The following is an 18,732-nucleotide window of genomic DNA, read 5'->3' as shown; positions in this document are numbered from 1 at the left end:
TTGAAGTTTTTGTTTGTCGATATTTGACGAAAAAAGATAGTTTCCTATTACTACCTTTTGTTACATAGTTAAGGAGAACGGTTGATTTTATTACTGTACGATACATAGAGGGATATAGGGAGGGTATTATGAAAAGTATCATTAAAGCAGGTCTTTCCTGCGCACTCGCACTTACTGTCGCTGCTCCTGCACTTATGATGCCGACAGCAGTCGAAGCCGCAACAAAAGCAGTAGCAGCTGCACCAAAGAAGACATATACTCCGGCTGAGCGAGCGTATATGAAATATCAAAGCAATATTTTATACAAGCTGCGCACCCAGACAGAAGATATGATGGATTTTATGGATCAAGCAGATGAGTATGAAGATGACGAGAAATTTACGTTGCTTTTAAGCAGCAAAATGGATGCATGGGAACAGACATTAAAGGAAGCAAAAAAATATAGGCCACAGGATGCGCCTGCTAAATTTAAAAAAGCTCAGGCTTTATTTGCCCAAGCAGTAGCATCGAATACACAAACTTACCAATTGGTAAACAATATGCTACAAAAGGCAATGAGTAACCAGGAGATGTCTGATAAAGAATGGGACATCTGGGGTGAAAAATTTGTGAAGCAATATGTTGCATTTAAAACAAAAGCGGCCGCTTTTAATGAAGAAATCAATAAGCTTAATAAAATATATAAATAATAACCTGTAAATTAAAAAGCCAGGCATGCGTTACAGCATGCCTGGCTTTTGATATTATACGTTCTCGACTACAGGGAACCAGCCTGGTCGGCTCATGATCGCATGCCAGAGCGGATCTGGAATGACTAAGCGTTCTTGATCATTTTTTGTCACTGTGGTTAGGATGTCTGTCTCTCGTCCCTGCTCAATCTTTTGTACCCAGTCAGGTTCAATAATGATTTCCCGTCCAAGGGCAAATAATGGGACGCCGGTTTGCATTACCTGTAAGGCGTCGTCCGGTGTTTTGATGGAACCGACACCGATGATGGGCACAAGGTGACCGACACGCTCCTGAATGATCTCGGTGCGTGAGCGTGTACTCTCTACTCCCCGGCGTGGAGGAGACCAAAAGTCAAGCGTAGATATATGCAGGTAATCAAGCTGCTTATCTGCAAGCGCATCAACCAGCGCCAATGTATCGGCCATGGTGATACCCGGTGTTTCCGCTTCTTCCGGTGAAAAGCGATAACCAACAAGGAATGGCTGCGTCGCATGCTCCGCCACTATCCTTTTAACCTCGTCTACTACGCTGAGTGGAAATACCATACGCTTCTCTAAGCTGCCGCCCCAGCGATCGGTTCGGCGATTAGAATGAGGGGAGAAGAACTGCTGGAGCAGATAGCCGTTGGCACCATGCAGTTCTACACCATCAAAACCTGCCTCAATGGCACGGCGTGTGGTCTCGCCAAAGGCGTAGATGATGTCCTCAATCTCTGAATCCTTTAATGCTCGGGGCATCGGTGCTCCCTGTGCTTCCGCTACGACCGCACTTGCGCTTACCGTTTCCCCATTTGGTACAAGCTCAGGGGGACATAATCTTCCACCGTGAAAGATTTGCAGAATGGCTTTTGTACCTTGAGCCTTCAACGTGGAGGCGAGGCGACGCAGGCTGGGAAGCATCTCGTCGCTGTCGGCACCGAACTCACCTGGGAATCCCTTGCCGTTTGGCGTCACGTATACGCAGGCTGTAATCGCCATTCCGACTCCCTTGGTGCGGCGGATATAATAATCTATTTCTGCATCAGAAACCGTGCCGTCTTCATTTGAAGAATAGTTTGTTAAGGGTGCCATAACCACCCGGTTTTTTAGCTGAACACCGCTTCGGAAAGTAAATGGCTCAAATAAAGGCTGATACTTCACATTCATCTTCTGTTTACTCCTATCTTCATAATGTACTGAACATACAACTAAAATATAGTATGTAGCTTTTCTTTTACTTTATTATCATTAGTTACTATATAATTTAATGAACTTTGTGTTCTGTGTCAACCAAGATGTCTGCTCATGAGAAAAGTGAAGGCATGTCATTTCTAAAAAATTAAAATAAGTAAATTTTACAATAAAACATACAGGAAATTAGCTTATATTTGTCTAACTATTTAGTGAAATAGCTTAAGACGAAGGGGAGACAGCGATGATGAAAATAAGTACACATGGGGTCCTTATTGCTGTATTTATCGGTATTGTATTCGGTTTGAAAATGCAGGATGATTATTTAGTCCAGCATGCAGTGAATACGGATCGTACAATCAGCCAGTCAGTCTTCCCGGTTGCAATGGCACAATCAGAAGAGACGATGGAGCAGCAGATCGGTGAAGAACTTGCGCGTTATATCCAAGCGAATTTTAATTTTACTACGTTGAAAACACACTGGGCTCAATATATCAAGGGGTATGACATTGTGGTCGATAAAGAAGAAGTCCTTATTTTTGTACGAACCAATCTACCCAATCCTGGAAGTAATTCTAACTATATTCTAAATGCTGTACAGGGGTTTTCCAAAAGCAGACTCCCGGAAGAGTATACAAATGTTCGAGTGGTTGTATTCGGACAAGACGGAAAAAAGCTAACGGAACGTGACTTCTCCCGGTAGCAGAAGAATAGTAAAAGCAAAAGCCGCTGGAGTTAACCATCGGCTTTTTTGTACTGCTGTATGTAGAGATCAATCAACTGCTGTAAAAATCAGCGATGTATTGTGTCCGCCGAAGCCCAGTGCATTGCTAAGAGCGGTACGCACTTTTTGTTCTCTGGCCTCATTGGGAACGTAGTCCAGATCACACGCCGGATCAGCTTCGGTATAGTTGATAGTTGGAGGGATGATCCCGGAATAAATGGTTAGAAGAGAGAAGATTGCTTCGATTGCGCCGGCAGCGCCCATCATATGCCCTGTCATTGATTTGGTAGAGCTAATTGGGATGTGATAGGCATGGTCTTTGAGGAATGCTTTGATTGCTTCTGTTTCGAAGGCATCGTTATATACTGTACTGGTACCGTGCGCATTGATGTAGTCAATGTCAGTTCGATCAAAGCCCGATTGTTGAAGGGCCAGCTCCATTGCCCGAACACTTCCTTCCCCTCCTGGTGCGGGGCTCGTAATATGATAAGCATCGCCTACGGTGGCATATCCGACAATCTCTCCATATATGCGAGCGCCTCGCTTGCGGGCAGAATCTAGCGACTCAAGAATCAGCGCACCGGCTCCTTCCCCCATAACAAGCCCGTCCCGCTGCTTATCAAATGGACGGCAGGCTGTGTTGGGATCAGGATTAGACGAGATGGCACCCATGGCACAAAATGCACCAATGCCAAGCGGAGTGAGAGAGGCTTCAGAGCCGCCCGCGACCATAATATCAACTTCTCCGCGCTGAATGGCACGGTAGGAATCACCGATGGCATTGGCTCCTGAGGCACACGATAGGACAGTGCATGTGTTAATTCCTCGGGCGCCGAGTGCAATTGAAACCTGGCTAGAAGCCATATTGCATATAACGGTGGTCGTGGCGAACGGGTACAGATTTTTATATCCGCCTTCCTGCAGACTCCGATAGCTCTCTTCGAAGCTTTCAATGCCTCCGATGGCCGTGCCGAACCAGACACCCACCCGCTCAGGAGAGATATGTTCCCCAATAGAGAGTTCTGCGTCATTTACGGCCATAATGGATGCGGCCACCGCATATTGTGCGAATCGATCCATACGGTGTCTCTTATTGACCTTTAGATAGGCAGAAAGGTCAAAGTTCTTCACCTCGGCCGCAGTCTTTGCGGGGATGTTTGTACAGTCAAATCGTGTGAGAAAACCGATGCCTGATCGTCCGTTTACAGCGGCCTCCCATGTTTCTTTTACTGAATTGCCCATGGGTGTAATTGCGCCCATGCCTGTAATTACCACTCGCTTCATCTAGCACATTCTCCCTTATTGTTTCCTTTATCCATTTCTTGGTGGGTCCTACTATACTATACGAAGAAAGTACTTCTAGAGTATGCATATAAGGTAATCACAATGATCTACAAAAAATAGGTTAATGGAGGAGAAATAGGTTAGTTCAGATGAGTCCTTTGTACTTTCTTAGGCTTGTCTTAATCTTCAAAATGTAAATTTAGCGGTTCATCAGGGAGTCTGTTACCATCGCCGGCCAGCATATCAGTAGTTGGCACGTTTTCATCGACTTCATCGAAGCGAATTGTATCTATCCACACCTCACCACTTCCTGATAACAGGATGCCAAAGGCAATGGCGGTGCTCTCCTGGGGAATATCAAGTATGATAGCGTATTGATTCCACTCAGAAGTACCCGTAAGCGGGCGCTGCTCCATGTTATCAAATCCCAGCATGTCACCGTTTGCTCCGTCGATGCGCATCCAGAGGGCCGCCCAATTGCTTACCTCTTCTGTTTTTAGAAAAGCGGATAAACGGAGGCGCTTGCCGCGATATGCCTGCGCGTTGAACATTTGCATCATCGTGCCAAATCCATGGTGGGACGTTGTAGCTGTGGATGCAATATAACCGGCCGCTTTTCCGCTGTGAACGGTGTTTTGGTCTGTTCCCATTTCATATTCCGCGGGGTGGCTACCGCTTGCAATCCAGCCTTTTGGCATCTTCATTGGTACGTCCTCCTCAACGATATAAAATTCACTAAAGTATTGTCGATATTGATGTGGTGTCATGGCAAACATTTTTTTGAAGGCGCGGGTAAACGACTCCTGCGTGGAGAAGCGGTATGTAACCGCAATATCAATAATGCGCCAATCCGTATTGACCAGGTCCTGTGCTGCATAGGTAAGCCGGCGGTTACGCAGGTATTCTGCTACGCCCATGCCGGTAATCTTCTGGAAGATGCGATAGAAGTGCCATTTAGAGACGGCACAGTGCCGGGCGACTTCTTCAGCAGTCACATCCTTTACCAGATGTTCTTCCATGTATGTGATGGATTTTCGTACGATACTCTCATACAGATCATACACACGGCCACCTCCTTTATTCCAATCATACGATAGCCGTGGAGAGTAGTTTTGACTTTTTGTGCGAAAAAACGCCGAACAGGAAGATCCTGTTCGGCGTTTGGCGGAGTATAAGCCTATTATTCGATAGTAAGCTTTTTTAATGGCTGCTCTGCAGGTCCCTCAACTACGTCACCTGTAAAGGAAAAACGGGAGGCATGGCAGGGACAATCCCATGTGCGCTCACCGGTATTCCATTCAAGCTCACAGCCCATATGGGTGCATGTCGTATCGACGACATGAAGTGTACCGTTTTCGTCTCGGTAGGCGCCTGCGCGTTTTCCATCTACCGTAACGACGGAGCCTTCATCATTTCCGAGTTCTTCCGGTTTTTTATGAACAATCTCCAGCTTGCCTGCAATCAAATGCTTGGCGACATCAGCATTTTGCGTAATGAAAGTTTTTAAGCTTGGATCGGCCTTGAATCTTGAAGGAGAATAGAGTTCGCTGTATGGACTGTCTTTTTCCATAACGAGATCGCGCAATAGCAGAGCGGCAGCCGTTCCGTTGGTCATGCCCCATTTGCGATAGCCAGTTGCGACAAAAACATTCGAATTACCGGAAGTAATACGTCCGACGTATGGTACGTTGTCGAGCGTGATTAGATCTTGTGCCGACCAGCGATAAGGAATATCGAGAATGCCGAATGTCTGGCGGCCGAAGGCTTCAAGTGCTTCATAGTATTTGATAGTGCTGAGACCCTGTCCGGTTTTATGATTTTCACCTCCGATTAGAACAAATTTATCGCCGTGTATGGTTACATAGCGAAGAGATCGCTTCGGCTCTTCCGCGCTTAAATACATACCGCCTGGGAATTCCTTTTCTGTTTTGACTGCGAGAACATAAGAACGCTCGGCATGAAGCCTGGCGAAGTAGAAGCCCATTCCGTCGTGAAAGGGGAAGTGGGAACAGGAGAGCACATAATTACACGTAACGGTACGTCCATTTCTTGTGATCACCTTGGTTTGCTCGCCTTCTTCTATGTCAACGGCTGTAGTATTTTCATAGATCGTGCCGCCGGCATCGATTATGCCCTGTACGAGATGTGTTAAATAGGCAAGCGGATGAAATTGTGCCTGGTTCTTCATCACAATCGCCGCTCTTATTTTATAAGGGAGCGAGGTCGTGCTTGTATATTCACTTGGGATACCGAGCTTTTCATATGCTGCGTATTCGTTATCCAGCTTTTTGAGGTATTCATCAGAGCTGGTATAGATATAAGCGTCTTCTTCCGCAAAGTCGCAATCGATGTTATTTTCCTTTACCGTATGTTGAATGAATCGTAAAGCTTCCTCATTTGCTTTATAATACAGTCCGGCTTTCTCTACTCCTAGATGTTGGATTAACTCGTCATATAGTAGATCATGCTGTGCTGTTATTTTTGCGGTCGTGTGGCCGGTCGTGCCATTGAGGATGGTGCCGGCATCCAAGAGAGCAACACGTACTCCTTCGTTTGCTAATACATATGCTGCTGTGACCCCCGTGATTCCTCCTCCGATGACTGCAACGTCGACTTGTATGTCCTCAGTAAGAGCAGGAAAAGAGTGGATTGTTATGGAATTTCTCCAATAGGATTCTGGAAATTGAGGCAATGTTCCATTTGCTGTATTCCTTTCAGTCATGGGCTTTCCTCCTGTCATTTTCTGCATACTCTTTACCATACCCAATTATGTGAAGATAATGTATCCTTCGATTTTGCCGAAATAAAAAGAAACAAGATGATTTTTATGAACAATGGAAGAGATGTCCGAAGCACGGGCGCAGATGTCTGTGCGCATGCTTAAAGAAGAGGAGACAGGCTTTGAACTACTTCCCGCGCTTCGACATTTGCTACGGGAGACGGAGAGGCATACGGCAGTCAAAATACAATATGAAGCTATTCCGCTTCCACCGCTGTCTTCCGCACAGGAAAACTCATCTATCACGCGCTGCAGGAGGGAATAACCAATGGGCTGCGTCATGGACGGACGACTCGAAATCATTGCCAAGGAGAACAGGAACTGTCGTTTATCCATACGACTTTCCTATCCTCCTTCTGACAACGGATAGAAAAGACATAATGGTAGAAATAGTACAAAACTTTATTATCCAATATATGTTTTATCCATTATAATGTTTATACATTGTGGTAGCTGGTATGAAAAATATGAGACCCATTCTAAAAAGAGAGTGATCCTTATAATGAAAGATATGAAGAAATTTGTAGAATTTCTAAAAGAGTATCAGGGCGTTATACTAGCAGGCTGGGAGAAGAGTATTTTTATTTCAGAAAATGAGCCGTTTAAAGCAAAAATGACTCAAAATGCAACCAACATGTATGAACTGATCGTTCGGGGACTAGAAGAGGGATATAATCAGGATGAATTAAAGGTGATTGCCCGGCGCGTTGCAGAAGAACGAATACATGCCGAAATTAATATTGGTGAATTTGTGTATAACGTGAACATAGGAAGAAGCGAGATTTTTAAGTGTATGAATATATTGCAGAGTACGATGAAAGAAATGCAGCCGGTCATTGATCGGATCAATCAGGGTTTTGATCTTTTCTTATACTATGCCGTCTCGCATTATACTGAATTAAAAAATGACTTGCTAGAAGAGAAGGCGACATTTATTGACGCAACGCATAAGGATCGCTTGTATATTCTCGGACAAATGACTTCAAGCTTCGTTCATGAATTCCGTAATCCGCTTACATCAATCAAGGGGTTTATTCAGTTGTTAAAAACCGACTACCCTGATTTAAAATATATAGATATTATTTCAAGCGAGCTTGAACAGCTCAACTTTCGTGTTTCGCAATTTCTTATGCTGTCAAAAAAAGAAATTGTCGGGAAAGAGAAGCAGGAGTTTTATATAGAGCAGTTAATAGAAGAAGTGCTCAATTTTCTCTATCCGAGTTTGTTAAATGACCAGATTCATTTGGTGGAAGAAATACATGGAAAGGTGCAATTTTACGGCTATGTTGATGAGATTCGACAGGTGTTTATTAATATTTTATTCAATGCCATTGATGCGCTGCATACGAGGGATAAAGATAAGGTCGTTACGATTGTGTTGAAAGAGTGCGGGGGAGAGATTGTTATTTCTGTCTCCAACAACGGTCCTGTTATTGATCAAGAGGTATTGCATACGATCTTCGAGCCGTTTGTTACGACGAAAGAGCTTGGTACAGGATTGGGGCTTTTTGTCTGTAAGCAAATCATAGAGAAGCATGGGGGCAGAATTTCTATTGCCTCTGATGAGTCGATGACTACATTCTCTATTTATCTTCCTTCATATGCAGGCTCATTATACAGCGGCATAGAAGTACAAGCACCTTTCAGGGACGCATGAGAGTAGAAAGTATTACAGACGGAGGGTGAGCGGCCCTCGATCAGGTACCTTACAGAGCAGGATGTAGAATGAAATAAGATAGACGGCAAAAACCCAGGATGCTTCACGTCTATAATGAGCATTCTGGGTTTTTATGTGTTCCGTTTATTTGATTTTCTTTTCAAAGTGTTGGTAGTCTTTAGAACTTTTCCATTCTCCGCCCCAACTCCAACCGCGTTTCTTGAAGGCGGTATAGCATGCATCCCCCTTTATGATCATACCTTTTCTAGCGACGGTTCGATTCGCGTATGCCTTTGCGCTGGTTGGGCTGACTTTATTTCTGCTCACATGAGGGTTTTGCAGTGGGTTAATATCAATGGCGATACCATAGCTGTGGTTTGATAAGGATTTTTTTCCGGCAATCACTCTTGTGTTAAAGGCAGAGGTATTGTTCGCTTTCATAGAGAGATCATCTGAGCCTTTGTATTGATCAATCAATTGAATTTTTTCAATGGGATAGCGCTTCGAATAGAGTTCTTCGAAAATATCAAACACATCCTTAGCAAGCTTTTTGTGTATGATAAGTTCGCCTGTATGAGTCTTATTATCAAAACCTATATACCGCACTTTGACATAAGATAAGTCCTTCATTTGTAGGGGGGTTTTTTTATTAAAAGAAACATTCATCATTATGCGCTGGATAGTCGTAGGAATACTGCTGTAACCGATGTTGGGTACTGCGGATGAGGTTACGGGTGCGGCAGTCGGTGCGCTCACTGTGTTCGGTGCGGCCGCTGCAGTGAAGGCGATACTGCCTGCGAGCATGCTCAGGATGCAGGCTGCGGCTATGCTTCTGTGCATGTATTTCATGATGGTTCACCTCCTGTGTAGATAGATGTAGTATAGCATGCCAGCAGCGGTGATAGATGGATATAATTGAAAATATTTCTTGTTGATAGGGACGCTTTTTTTCCTATTATTCATTGCTAAATAAGAACATATGTACTATAATAAGAACATAAGTTCTTAATCGTGAGTTTCCCGACGTGTATTGCGTGAGTATTTTAAGAAAGGGGAAAATCAAATGAGCATTGAAAAAATAACAAAGTCACTAGGCTTTGAATTACCTGAATCCTATAAGCAGCAGATGATGGAGAAAGAACGGTGGCTAAAGCTTGCTGATGCGCCATTTCCGTATCATCACTATAAAGTAAATTATGACGGCAACATTTATATTGCTCAGCAGTGCATTGCAGATCGGAATGGACTATTGTTTGAGCAGTTTCATTATGAGGCGGAAGAAGCACAGGTAGATACAGATACATGGAGTGTTGGTGTATGGGTTACGGTTCAAGCTGTCATTAACGGCAGAGAGCATCGCGTACGTCAATATGGTGTGCATACTGCAAGCAAGCTGCGTGGTGAAGCAAAACCAAGCGGGGATGCGATTGGACAAGCAATCAAGTCTGCAGTATCCGATGGTATGAAGAAGTGCAGTTCCTGGTTGGGGGTTGCTGCACATATTTACCGAGGAGAAGTGATTGCCATCCGGGCGAATAGGGACAAAGACGGTCAGCCGCAGAGTAAGTTTTATCTTCAGAATATAGAGAAGTTCAGATTGTCGGAATATGATCATAAATATGGCATCCCAGTGCTTCCGGATTCTTTCCGCTCTTTCTATGAACAGATGGGCTGGACGGACGGAATTTTTTACTCTGACGTATTCGATTTTAATCGAAAGCAAGCACCAAGACGTGAGCAAACAAAGAATGAGATAGAGCAGCCGGAGACAGAGCGGGAAGAGTCGGAAGGGAAGCACCCAGGGTTTATTAATGAAATGCAGGCCAATTATTTGCGCGGCTTAATTCATGATTTTAATGCGAACGCCCAGGAAGCCGAGATTGTGCAGGCAATGATCGCGTATCTTATTAAACGAAAAGTTGATGTAGTTCAAGAAGTAGAGGAGCTTGGCAGACGTTTTACTACAGTCGATGCCCTGCCGTCCGTACATTTTGCTTCTGTGCAAAGGTATTTCAAGCAGTTGCGTAGAACGCGCTTAGAAAATACAGAAGAACGTTCTGCATCGTAACTTACTATAGAATGTACTCCATCATAATATCAGGATAGGAAAAAGGAGGAAAGGATATGATAAATCGGGTAGTTCTGCTTGGTCGGCTGACGAAAGACCCGGAGCTGCGTTATACGCAAAGCGGAACAGCGGTCGGCACGTTTACGCTGGCGGTGGATCGACGAGTTACGAATCAACAGGGAGAGCGGGAGACAGATTTTATTCCGGTTGTCGTGTGGAGCAAGCAGGCGGAGTTGTGCGCACAATATTTAAGCAAAGGCAGGCAAACCGCTGTAGAGGGAAGAATCCAGGTCCGCAATTATGAGAATAATGAAGGACGACGTGTGTATGTAACAGAGGTAGTAGCTGAGAATGTGCAGTTTCTAGGTGGCGGGCAGGGAAGCGGCGATTTTGCGCAGGGTAGCCCAGCGGCAGGAGAAGGCAGAAGACCTTCAAGAAATGCACAGCATGAGAATCCATTTGCGGATGACCAGCGGCCCATTGATATATCGGATGATGACTTGCCATTTTAATTACTGTTTCATCGTACCACCTTTTAATAGGTGGTTATTTTTTTGAGTAGAATTAAGCATATAAAAATATATTGAATTATACATAAGTAAATAATAATATAAGTATATATTTATATTAGTGGAGGTGAATGTATTGGAAGGAAATACAGTTGAAGCGATGTCTTCTTTACTCAAAGTTGTGGGAGATAAAACGCGCCTTACCATTCTTGGTTACTTAAAAGAGAAAGAGCTATGTGTGTGCGATCTTGTTGATTTATTAGAGATGTCACAACCGGGTATTAGTCAGCATCTGAAAAAGTTACGCGTCGCTGGTATCATTCTCGAACGAAGAAAAGGGACATGGGCATATTTTCGCTTAAATCCAGAGCTCAAACCTTATCTTGCTCAGATTATTGCTGCAATTCCTTCACAAGCCTCTTATTTAGAAAGTTACGAGGCATCCCAACAGAATATCTGTTGTGATGTTATAAAAGAAAATGAATAAGAACGAGGGAAAATCATGCAAGCATGGAGTGCTTTTCTTATTTTTTCCATCACCTTGGTGTTTGTAATTTGGCAGCCAAGAGGGTTGAATATCGGATGGTCGGCGACTGCCGGTGCAATATTAGCTTTGTTGTTCGGCGTTGTCACATTCGCTGATGTTGTGACTGTTACAGGGATTGTTTGGAACGCTACCCTGGCATTCGTCGCCATTATCCTTATTTCGCTGATTCTTGACGAGATTGGGTTCTTTGAATGGTCTGCTCTACATATGGCACGATTGGCGAAGGGAAACGGCAGACGGATGTTTATATACGTTGTGCTTTTAGGCGCTGCGGTAGCAGCCTTCTTCGCAAACGACGGTGCAGCTTTAATCCTTACGCCCATCGTTTTAGCTCAAGTCCGAGCACTGAAGTTTGATGATCGAATGGTGTTGCCTTTCATTATGGCAAGTGGGTTTATTGCAGATACAACGTCAACCCCCCTTGTGGTAAGCAACCTGGTTAACATTGTATCTGCAGACTACTTTGGTATTGGCTTTATAGAATATGCCAGTCGAATGATTGTTCCTACCCTCTTCTCACTAGGAGCCAGTCTACTTGTTCTGTATCTGTTTTTTCGCAAAGATATTCCTAAAGATTATGACGTATCCCAATTGAAGAAACCACGAGAAGCGATTAAAGATCAAGGAATGTTCCGTTTATCTTGGATTGTGCTTGGAGTTCTGTTGATAGGTTATTTATTTAGTGAATCACTTGGGATTCCTGTTTCCTTTATAGCCTGTATTGTGGCCGTTATTTTTATAATTGCTGCACGTAGAAGTCCGGATATACAGACAGCAAAATTAATTAAAGAAGCGCCGTGGGCTGTAGTTGTGTTCTCTATCGGTATGTATGTTGTTGTATACGGATTAAGGAATGCTGGCTTAACGGATGTACTTGGACAATTGATTGAAACAATGGCTGACAAAGGACTATTTGCAGCTACGATCGGAATGGGTTTTATTGCGGCCATTCTGTCATCCATTATGAATAACATGCCTACCGTTATGATTGATGCACTCGCCATCCAGGCAACTCAAACGGAGGGAGTCATCCGAGAAGCTCTGATTTATGCAAATGTTATCGGTAGTGACTTAGGACCAAAAATCACACCGATCGGCTCTCTTGCAACATTGCTCTGGCTCCATGTTTTATCGCGTAAGGGTGTCAAAATTACATGGGGCTATTACTTTAAAATAGGGATTATACTGACAATTCCTACCCTCTTTATTACGCTTGTTGGACTGTATCTATGGCTCTCATTGATTTCATAAATAAAAGAAGAAAGGATGAGTAATATGTCTACACCTACATTTCGTATGCATGTAGCAATTAATGTGAGAAACCTGGAGGAAAATTTGAAGTTTTATCGTGCTTTTTTTGGTGAAGAACCAACGAAAGTCAAAGACAATTATGCGAAGTTCGAATTGAATAATCCTCCTCTTCACTTCTCAATGAATGTGCGTCCGTATGACAGCAAAGGTGCGCTCAATCATATGGGATTTCAGGTAGTAGATACAGCGGCTGTCGTAGCTATGAAGGAGCGCTTCCAAGAAGCAGGACTTGTTTCCGTTGATGAAATGGGAACAACATGCTGTTACGCTGTGCAGGATAAAATTTGGGTTCATGATCCGGAGGGGAATGCTTGGGAGGTCTTCTATACAAAAGAGGACTCTGAATTTGAATCGGCAGGGGAACCAGCGGTCGAAGGTGTATGCTGCGCTCCTGAACCTGTTGCGATTGAATTCGGAAACCTTAGCGGTAGTAAGAAACAGAGTAGTAAGGAAAAGGAATGATGGCAACTAACAAAAAAATCATTTATTTTCTGTGTACGGGTAACTCCTGTCGCAGCCAAATGGCAGAAGGATTTGGGGAAAAATATTTGGATGACAAGTATGATGTATACAGCGCAGGAATAGAAGCCCATGGTCTAAATCCGAATGCTGTAAAGGCCATGAAAGAAAAAGGGATTGATATCTCGAATCAAACGTCGGATCGTATCGATTCAGAGCTGCTGAATAAAGCCGATTATGTAGTGACTCTGTGTGGAGATGCGAATGATAAGTGTCCCATGACGCCTCCGCATGTACAGCGTGAGCATTGGGGATTTGATGATCCTGCTAAAGCAACCGGCACAGATGAAGAAAAATGGGCAGTCTTCCAGCGTGTACGAGATGAGATAGAAGAAAGAATTCAGAGCTTCGCAAAAGAAGGAAAGTAAAAAGAGAACAGACAACAGAAATAATAAACGGGGTTTGAGCCGCGTTGAACTGTATCCCGAACAACGGACATTACAGTTCAATATAATGCGGCTCTTTTTCTATAGCATCTCGCCAGCTTTCTTCTTTTACCCCGAAATATAGTCAAGCATTTGTTCAGAACGGAGAAACCCGGGAGTAACCGCCAGGGCGGTGACATTATACGGTCGGAGCTCCTCGGACATGGTGGTGGCTAGGTGAATCACAGAGGTTTTCGCAAGGTTATACTATAAATTTACCCGGTAGCCATAACCGATCCCCTCGGCATGCAGCATCATTCTCAGCTTCAGCCCGCTTATCGAAGCGCTTGCCCCTGCGGAAGAGGAGCAGGCCAGATTCCTCGTATCTTTAGATGAGTGAGTCTAGCTGATTTTCCAAAGGTGGGTGCGAACATAAATAAGGAAGACACACAGATTCCAGACAGCAGCGCTCAAAAAGATGATAGAGGTTCCCCACCACATCATCATCCAGCCGGATGCATACATAGTCAGCGGCATACCTACGCGGAACAGAGTACCGGTAATTCCGCTAATTCTTCCCATCAAGTGAGCAGGAGTCTGCTCATGCCGAAATGTATACATAGAGGTGCTGTACAGCGATATAGCGATGCCGATGAAACTTAAGCAAATAATCAATGCGGGAACACTTGAGAAAAAATACAAGGAAGCATAAGCTGCGCTGTTTAGCAGAGCGGATAGACCGAAAATTTTACCGAGACCGATACGGATACGCAGTCGGTTGATCATAAGACTTCCCAGCAATCCCCCGACTCCTGATGCGGATAATACGACGGCTAACAGGGAAGATGAGAGGTGAAGAATGTCTTTTGCGTGAAAGATAATCGTTGTGCTTACGACGACCATGGTACAATTTAAAAAAACAACAAAGAGAGACATCATCCATAATGGGCGATTGGCTCGAAACGCCGCCCAGCCTTCATATAAATCTTGCAGGAATCGTCTATTCCCATGAACTTCTATTGTGTCTTCAAGCGAGAGCCGGGAGAGAAGAAAGAGGCAGAATAGATATGCGAAGGCAGTAATGAGGATGCCGTCTGACAGATCTGCCAGCAGAAAAATCAGTGAGGAATATATTGCCCAGGCTGATTTTATTTTATTTGAGGCAGTGACAAGTGAAGGGGTTATTCAGCAGATTGAATATTATGTATCCTACAGCAGCTTTCTTCGCGCCCATCTAGATGAGCCATTGTCTGCCCATATTGATCAATGCATGAGCAGGGTACAGGCGGAAGCGGATAAAGAGAAGAGGGAGCAGATGATGTACGAGGTCGAACAGTTGATAAAAGAAAAGTGTGCAATAATTTTTTTGACATATAAAGAGGTTGGAGTGACATCACCTCCTTCGCTGCATGGTGTGCGTGTAAGCCCAAGAGGATGGGTTGACTTTAAGAATGTATGGTTTGAATCCTAAGAAAAAAGTTGAAAAACTTATTTATTTATAGTAACATACTTATATAAAGTTATGAGCAGGAGGGAACTCATGATTACCATATATCCAGCCGCCTCGCGTTACTCTGCTAACCATGGATGGCTTCACAGCAACTTCAGTTTTTCGTTTGCTGACTATTATGATCCGAATAACGTACAATTTGGACCTCTGCGTGTGTTTAATGATGATATTGTGCAGCCGGATAATGGCTTTGGCGCACATCCGCACCGTGAAATGGAGATTGTCTCTATCGTCTTACAGGGGCAGTTGAAGCATCAGGATAGTACTGGGAATGCGGAGGTGTTAGTACCTGGCGAGATTCAGCGCATGACGGCAGGAACAGGTATTGTGCATTCGGAATATAATCCTTCCCATACCGAAGAGGCGAATTTTCTGCAGTTGTGGTTTCTGCCGGATGAACTGGGCTTGGAGCCATCTTATGAGCAGTTTGCTTATGATCAGGATGCAATGAAAAACAATTTGCTGCCCATCGTAGCAAAGCATACGATGGGTGAGCATAGGATTGCGCATATTCATCAAGATCTTACGTTGTATTTATCGAAGTTGGATGCTGGCCGTACGATTTTATTTAGGCAGCCGGAGGGACGGAGAATTTATGTGTTTGTTATAGAAGGTGAACTTGTATTGAACAAGGAAAGTGAACTCAAAAGACGGGATGCCGCTCGTATCACGGAGACAAGCCGTTTGGAAATAGAGGCGAAGGAAGATACCCACTTCATGTTGATTGACTTACCATAAAATAAATATGACGTATAGTGCGGGAAGTGTGGAGCATCCAAAGGGTGCTTCACACTTTTTTGTTTGAATTTTTAAAAAGAGGGGAAAAAACGTATTGATGACTGGGATTCTTTTTTTGATTATCCTTCCATACGTTTATCTACAGAAACGAAAGAAATGAATAAACAGAAGGGCGGGGAAAGAATGGGTATGCATAGTGGTAGGGAATCGGCCGTGATTACCCGGTATGAACAGATATCTTCACGTTATAGCGAGGTTAGGGCATATACAGAAATGTTGGCAGCACCATTGACGATTGAAGATTATGTCGTACAGGCAACGGAAGATGTGAGTCCGCCGAAATGGCATCTTGCGCATACCACATGGTTTTTTGAGACGTTTATTCTGCGTAAATATATGCCTGGATATCAAGTATTTAATTCTGCTTACCAGCATCTGTTTAATTCTTATTATGAGTCAGTCGGTACATATTTTCCCCGGTCGCGCCGTGGTCTTCTGACACGCCCGGGGGTAGAGGAGATTTATACCTATCGTGCGTATGTTAATGAACATATGGAGCGTCTTGTGGAGCAAGTGGATGAAGGGGTGCTTGCGGAATTGGCTCCGCTGGTGATGCTTGGCTTGCAGCACGAGCAACAGCATCAAGAACTTCTGCTGACAGATATCAAATATAATTTTTCCATCAATCCGTTGTATCCGGTGTATAAAGAACGGACTCTTGCTGTATCACACATGCCAGAAGAGCTGCAATGGATCGATATTGCAGAAGGGCTTGTAGAGATCGGACATGAGGGGGTGGGATTTGCCTTTGATAATGAATCGCCCCGTCATAAAACATGGCTGCATAAAAGTCGCATCGCCTCACGTCTTGTGACGAATGGCGAGTATATGGCCTTTATGGAAGACGGAGGATATGAGAAGCCGGAGTACTGGCTCTCGGACGGCTGGGCTACAGTGAAGGAAGCTGGCTGGAACTCGCCTTTGTACTGGGAGATGCGCGATGGGGGGTGGTGGAATTTTACATTATCGGGAATGCGTCCTGTTGATGCAAATGAACCGGTGTGTCATGTAAGCTTCTATGAAGCGGATGCATATGCACGCTGGTCCGGTAAACGTCTGCCAACGGAGGCGGAATGGGAGGTGGTGTTTGCGGAGCAGCCCATCGAAGGGAATTTCTCGGAGTCTGCATCCTACCATCCTACCTCCGCTAAGGCAGCAGCCAACGAGCCTGTACAAGGATACGGAGATGTATGGGAATGGACACAAAGCCCATACGCTTCATATCCAGGAAGTCAACCTCTTCCAGGTGCGTTAGGGGAGTATAATGCCAAATTCATGTGCAATCAGATGGTGCTTCGCGGTGGTTCTTGCGCTACTTCTCACTCACATATACGGGCCACATACAGGAATTTTTTTCAGCCGGAAAAGCGCTGGCAGTTTTCAGGAATTCGTTTGGCGGAGGATGTGCAGCGATGAGTATGAAAGAAACGAAGAAGCTTGTGACAATGTATGATATGCATCCAAAAGTCGCGGATCTAAAAGCAGAAGTATTGTCGGGATTGAAGGCTTCATACAAATCCCTCCCGCCGAAATTATTTTATGATAAAAAGGGTTCGGAGTTATTCGATGATATTACTCGGCTGCCTGAATATTATCCGACACGGACGGAAATAAGCATTCTTAAAAGTTGTGGAGATGAGATGGTTCAATGTATGGGCGAGCGGTGTATGTTGATTGAGTTTGGGAGCGGAAGCAGCACCAAAGTCCGCCTGCTGCTTGATAGAATGCAGGATATCGCTGCGTATATGCCGGTTGATATTTCCAAAGTTCATCTGTATGAATCGGCAGAGGCGCTGGCTGATGCGTACCCAGGTTTGCCGGTTCTTGCTGTCTGTACAGATTATACCCAGCCGTTTGAACTCCCTTTCTATGAAGGAGCAGGAAAAGAAGTCATTTTCTTTCCGGGTTCAACCATCGGCAACTTTGAGCCGGAAGAAGCCGAATTATTTCTCGCCCGATCAGCGGCTATGCTGCGTCGCGGTGATGGCCTTTTGATTGGTGTTGATCTTCGAAAAAGCCCTGAAATTCTAGAAGCGGCCTATAATGATTCGCAGGGAGTTACTGCCGCATTTAATTTGAATGTATTGGAGAGAATAAATCGAGATCTTGGCGCAAATTTTGATGTGACTGCTTTTGAGCATCATGCTTTCTACAATGAGTCGGCGGGTCGCATTGAGATGCATCTGCGCAGCCTGCGTGATCAAGATGTATCCGTAGCTGGTGAAATCATTCACTTCCAAAAGGGTGAGAGTATTCATACGGAGAACTCGTACAAATACACGGTGGAAGGTTTTCAGAAGATGGCGCGGTTGAGCGGATACATTCCGATTCAGACATGGATCGATCCCCTGCAGTTCTTCAGCATTCATTATCTAGAAGTTAGATAATGGAAGTACAATAAGCCTCTTTGAAGGATTTTCTTTGTTTACAACTCATACCTAAAGGGGTACCATTACTATATATCCTCATTATGCGGAGGTGATAGTATATGGAATATAATGATGCTGTGAAGAACCGCCTCCGCCGCATCGAGGGACAGATCCGCGGAGTATTGAGCATGATGGAGCAGGAGAAGGACTGCCGGGATGTAGTAACCCAGTTGACTGCTGTTCGCTCCGCTGTTGATCGCACCATCGGATTGGTCGTGGCTAATAACATGGAAGCATGCATCCGTATGGAGATCGAAAAAGGCAACAACCCGGATCATGTTATAAAAGAAGCGGTGGATTTACTTGTGAAAAGTCGCTAGTATGCGAAACAGCA

General features: G+C 44.4%; 21 protein-coding genes and 1 pseudogene. 14 read left to right on the top strand and 8 right to left on the bottom strand.

The window, feature by feature from the left end; genetic code table 11:
• Positions 1-128 precede the first annotated feature (128 nt).
• Positions 129-689 (top strand): hypothetical protein, encoded by a 561-nt coding sequence (locus AB3351_RS12320; RefSeq protein WP_371147443.1) that lies wholly within the window; start codon positions 129-131, stop codon positions 687-689.
• 54 nt (positions 690-743) lie between these two features.
• Here the strand turns inward: AB3351_RS12320 and AB3351_RS12315 are convergent, their stop codons facing one another.
• Positions 744-1,874 (bottom strand): NADH-dependent flavin oxidoreductase, encoded by a 1,131-nt coding sequence (locus tag AB3351_RS12315; RefSeq protein ID WP_371147442.1) that lies wholly within the window; start codon positions 1,872-1,874, stop codon positions 744-746.
• Positions 1,875-2,142: 268 nt separating this feature from the next.
• Here AB3351_RS12315 and AB3351_RS12310 point away from each other — a divergent pair, with 268 nt between their 5' ends.
• The gene (locus AB3351_RS12310; RefSeq protein ID WP_371147441.1) at positions 2,143-2,601 is read left to right on the top strand and encodes a hypothetical protein; all 459 of its coding nucleotides are present in this window, start codon (positions 2,143-2,145) and stop codon (positions 2,599-2,601) included.
• A 69-nt stretch (positions 2,602-2,670) separates the two neighbouring features.
• Here the strand turns inward: AB3351_RS12310 and fabF are convergent, their stop codons facing one another.
• From fabF to AB3351_RS12290, 4 genes are all read right to left on the bottom strand, one after another.
• The gene (gene fabF / locus AB3351_RS12305) at positions 2,671-3,906 is read right to left on the bottom strand and encodes a beta-ketoacyl-ACP synthase II (protein ID WP_371147440.1); all 1,236 of its coding nucleotides are present in this window, start codon (positions 3,904-3,906) and stop codon (positions 2,671-2,673) included.
• A gap of 179 nt (positions 3,907-4,085) precedes the next feature.
• Positions 4,086-4,970: a helix-turn-helix transcriptional regulator gene (locus AB3351_RS12300; RefSeq protein ID WP_371147439.1), complete on the bottom strand. Its 885-nt coding sequence runs from the start codon at positions 4,968-4,970 to the stop codon at positions 4,086-4,088.
• Positions 4,971-5,086: 116 nt separating this feature from the next.
• Positions 5,087-6,628 carry an FAD-dependent oxidoreductase gene (locus AB3351_RS12295; protein WP_371147438.1) on the bottom strand — a complete coding sequence of 514 codons (1,542 nt, stop codon included), beginning with the start codon at positions 6,626-6,628 and terminating at the stop codon, positions 5,087-5,089.
• A 45-nt stretch (positions 6,629-6,673) separates the two neighbouring features.
• On the bottom strand, positions 6,674-7,021 hold the full coding sequence (locus tag AB3351_RS12290) for a hypothetical protein (RefSeq protein ID WP_371147437.1): 348 nt from the start codon (positions 7,019-7,021) through the stop codon (positions 6,674-6,676).
• A gap of 166 nt (positions 7,022-7,187) precedes the next feature.
• On the opposite strand from AB3351_RS12290, the gene AB3351_RS12285 reads away from it, so the two are divergent.
• Positions 7,188-8,342, top strand: coding sequence for a histidine kinase N-terminal domain-containing protein (locus AB3351_RS12285; protein WP_371147436.1), 1,155 nt, complete (start codon positions 7,188-7,190; stop codon positions 8,340-8,342).
• A 144-nt stretch (positions 8,343-8,486) separates the two neighbouring features.
• On the opposite strand, the gene AB3351_RS12280 is transcribed toward AB3351_RS12285, so the two are convergent.
• Positions 8,487-9,191 (bottom strand): M15 family metallopeptidase, encoded by a 705-nt coding sequence (locus AB3351_RS12280; RefSeq protein WP_371147435.1) that lies wholly within the window; start codon positions 9,189-9,191, stop codon positions 8,487-8,489.
• A 214-nt stretch (positions 9,192-9,405) separates the two neighbouring features.
• On the opposite strand from AB3351_RS12280, the gene AB3351_RS12275 reads away from it, so the two are divergent.
• The 6 genes from AB3351_RS12275 (at position 9,406) to arsC (ending at position 13,664) form a co-directional block, all read left to right on the top strand.
• The gene (locus tag AB3351_RS12275) at positions 9,406-10,410 is read left to right on the top strand and encodes a hypothetical protein (protein ID WP_371147434.1); all 1,005 of its coding nucleotides are present in this window, start codon (positions 9,406-9,408) and stop codon (positions 10,408-10,410) included.
• A 56-nt stretch (positions 10,411-10,466) separates the two neighbouring features.
• Positions 10,467-10,922 carry a single-stranded DNA-binding protein gene (gene ssb, locus AB3351_RS12270; protein WP_371147433.1) on the top strand — a complete coding sequence of 152 codons (456 nt, stop codon included), beginning with the start codon at positions 10,467-10,469 and terminating at the stop codon, positions 10,920-10,922.
• A 133-nt stretch (positions 10,923-11,055) separates the two neighbouring features.
• Positions 11,056-11,406, top strand: coding sequence for an ArsR/SmtB family transcription factor (locus AB3351_RS12265; RefSeq protein WP_371147432.1), 351 nt, complete (start codon positions 11,056-11,058; stop codon positions 11,404-11,406).
• Between the two features lie 15 nt (positions 11,407-11,421).
• The gene (locus tag AB3351_RS12260) at positions 11,422-12,717 is read left to right on the top strand and encodes an arsenic transporter (RefSeq protein WP_371147431.1); all 1,296 of its coding nucleotides are present in this window, start codon (positions 11,422-11,424) and stop codon (positions 12,715-12,717) included.
• A gap of 24 nt (positions 12,718-12,741) precedes the next feature.
• A complete protein-coding gene (locus AB3351_RS12255) occupies positions 12,742-13,239 on the top strand; it encodes an ArsI/CadI family heavy metal resistance metalloenzyme (RefSeq protein WP_371147430.1) in 498 nt (165 codons plus the stop codon).
• Positions 13,239-13,664 carry an arsenate reductase (thioredoxin) gene (arsC, locus tag AB3351_RS12250; protein ID WP_415708683.1) on the top strand — a complete coding sequence of 142 codons (426 nt, stop codon included), beginning with the start codon at positions 13,239-13,241 and terminating at the stop codon, positions 13,662-13,664. The genes AB3351_RS12255 and arsC overlap by 1 nt, the downstream gene beginning before the upstream one ends.
• A 76-nt stretch (positions 13,665-13,740) precedes the next feature.
• On the opposite strand, the pseudogene AB3351_RS12245 reads toward arsC, so the two are convergent.
• Both AB3351_RS12245 and AB3351_RS12240 read right to left on the bottom strand, forming a co-directional pair.
• Positions 13,741-13,964, bottom strand: a pseudogene (locus tag AB3351_RS12245) (short-chain dehydrogenase); the annotation flags it as partial.
• A gap of 99 nt (positions 13,965-14,063) precedes the next feature.
• A complete protein-coding gene (locus AB3351_RS12240) occupies positions 14,064-14,597 on the bottom strand; it encodes an MFS transporter (protein ID WP_371147428.1) in 534 nt (177 codons plus the stop codon).
• A 151-nt stretch (positions 14,598-14,748) separates the two neighbouring features.
• Here AB3351_RS12240 and AB3351_RS12235 point away from each other — a divergent pair, with 151 nt between their 5' ends.
• The 5 genes from AB3351_RS12235 to AB3351_RS12215 all read left to right on the top strand — a co-directional run bounded on the left by AB3351_RS12235 (position 14,749) and on the right by AB3351_RS12215 (position 18,718).
• Positions 14,749-15,132, top strand: a complete 384-nt coding sequence (locus AB3351_RS12235) for a hypothetical protein (protein WP_371147427.1) — start codon at positions 14,749-14,751, stop codon at positions 15,130-15,132.
• A gap of 69 nt (positions 15,133-15,201) precedes the next feature.
• Positions 15,202-15,909 carry a pirin family protein gene (locus tag AB3351_RS12230; protein ID WP_371147426.1) on the top strand — a complete coding sequence of 236 codons (708 nt, stop codon included), beginning with the start codon at positions 15,202-15,204 and terminating at the stop codon, positions 15,907-15,909.
• A 183-nt stretch (positions 15,910-16,092) separates the two neighbouring features.
• Entirely contained in the window at positions 16,093-17,385 is a 1,293-nt protein-coding gene (gene egtB / locus AB3351_RS12225) for an ergothioneine biosynthesis protein EgtB (RefSeq protein WP_371147425.1), read from the top strand.
• Entirely contained in the window at positions 17,382-18,356 is a 975-nt protein-coding gene (gene egtD / locus AB3351_RS12220) for an L-histidine N(alpha)-methyltransferase (RefSeq protein WP_371147424.1), read from the top strand. Before egtB ends, egtD begins: the two co-directional genes overlap by 4 nt.
• Positions 18,357-18,457: 101 nt before the next feature.
• The gene (locus AB3351_RS12215) at positions 18,458-18,718 is read left to right on the top strand and encodes a metal-sensitive transcriptional regulator (RefSeq protein WP_057222026.1); all 261 of its coding nucleotides are present in this window, start codon (positions 18,458-18,460) and stop codon (positions 18,716-18,718) included.
• Positions 18,719-18,732: the final 14 nt, after the last annotated feature.

This window comes from Aneurinibacillus sp. REN35 (genome assembly GCF_041379945.2).
GTDB lineage: Bacteria > Bacillota > Bacilli > Aneurinibacillales > Aneurinibacillaceae > Aneurinibacillus.
This window is presented reverse-complemented; position numbering and strand designations above follow the sequence as displayed.

Excerpts from the sequence above, each read along its gene's own strand:
- AB3351_RS12320 (WP_371147443.1), top strand. The coding sequence starts at position 129 with ATGAAAAGTATCATTAAAGCAGGTCTTTCCTGCGCACTCGCACTTACT.
- AB3351_RS12315 (WP_371147442.1), bottom strand. The coding sequence starts at position 1,874 with ATGAATGTGAAGTATCAGCCTTTATTTGAGCCATTTACTTTCCGAAGC.
- AB3351_RS12310 (WP_371147441.1), top strand. The coding sequence starts at position 2,143 with ATGATGAAAATAAGTACACATGGGGTCCTTATTGCTGTATTTATCGGT.
- fabF (WP_371147440.1), bottom strand. The coding sequence starts at position 3,906 with ATGAAGCGAGTGGTAATTACAGGCATGGGCGCAATTACACCCATGGGC.
- AB3351_RS12295 (WP_371147438.1), bottom strand. The coding sequence starts at position 6,628 with ATGACTGAAAGGAATACAGCAAATGGAACATTGCCTCAATTTCCAGAA.
- AB3351_RS12290 (WP_371147437.1), bottom strand. The coding sequence starts at position 7,021 with ATGGATAAACGACAGTTCCTGTTCTCCTTGGCAATGATTTCGAGTCGT.
- AB3351_RS12285 (WP_371147436.1), top strand. The coding sequence starts at position 7,188 with ATGAAAGATATGAAGAAATTTGTAGAATTTCTAAAAGAGTATCAGGGC.
- AB3351_RS12280 (WP_371147435.1), bottom strand. The coding sequence starts at position 9,191 with ATGAAATACATGCACAGAAGCATAGCCGCAGCCTGCATCCTGAGCATG.
- AB3351_RS12275 (WP_371147434.1), top strand. The coding sequence starts at position 9,406 with ATGAGCATTGAAAAAATAACAAAGTCACTAGGCTTTGAATTACCTGAA.
- ssb (WP_371147433.1), top strand. The coding sequence starts at position 10,467 with ATGATAAATCGGGTAGTTCTGCTTGGTCGGCTGACGAAAGACCCGGAG.
- AB3351_RS12260 (WP_371147431.1), top strand. The coding sequence starts at position 11,422 with ATGCAAGCATGGAGTGCTTTTCTTATTTTTTCCATCACCTTGGTGTTT.
- AB3351_RS12255 (WP_371147430.1), top strand. The coding sequence starts at position 12,742 with ATGTCTACACCTACATTTCGTATGCATGTAGCAATTAATGTGAGAAAC.
- arsC (WP_415708683.1), top strand. The coding sequence starts at position 13,239 with ATGGCAACTAACAAAAAAATCATTTATTTTCTGTGTACGGGTAACTCC.
- AB3351_RS12240 (WP_371147428.1), bottom strand. The coding sequence starts at position 14,597 with ATGTCTCTCTTTGTTGTTTTTTTAAATTGTACCATGGTCGTCGTAAGC.
- AB3351_RS12235 (WP_371147427.1), top strand. The coding sequence starts at position 14,749 with ATGCCGTCTGACAGATCTGCCAGCAGAAAAATCAGTGAGGAATATATT.
- AB3351_RS12230 (WP_371147426.1), top strand. The coding sequence starts at position 15,202 with ATGATTACCATATATCCAGCCGCCTCGCGTTACTCTGCTAACCATGGA.
- egtB (WP_371147425.1), top strand. The coding sequence starts at position 16,093 with ATGGGTATGCATAGTGGTAGGGAATCGGCCGTGATTACCCGGTATGAA.
- egtD (WP_371147424.1), top strand. The coding sequence starts at position 17,382 with ATGAGTATGAAAGAAACGAAGAAGCTTGTGACAATGTATGATATGCAT.
- AB3351_RS12215 (WP_057222026.1), top strand. The coding sequence starts at position 18,458 with ATGGAATATAATGATGCTGTGAAGAACCGCCTCCGCCGCATCGAGGGA.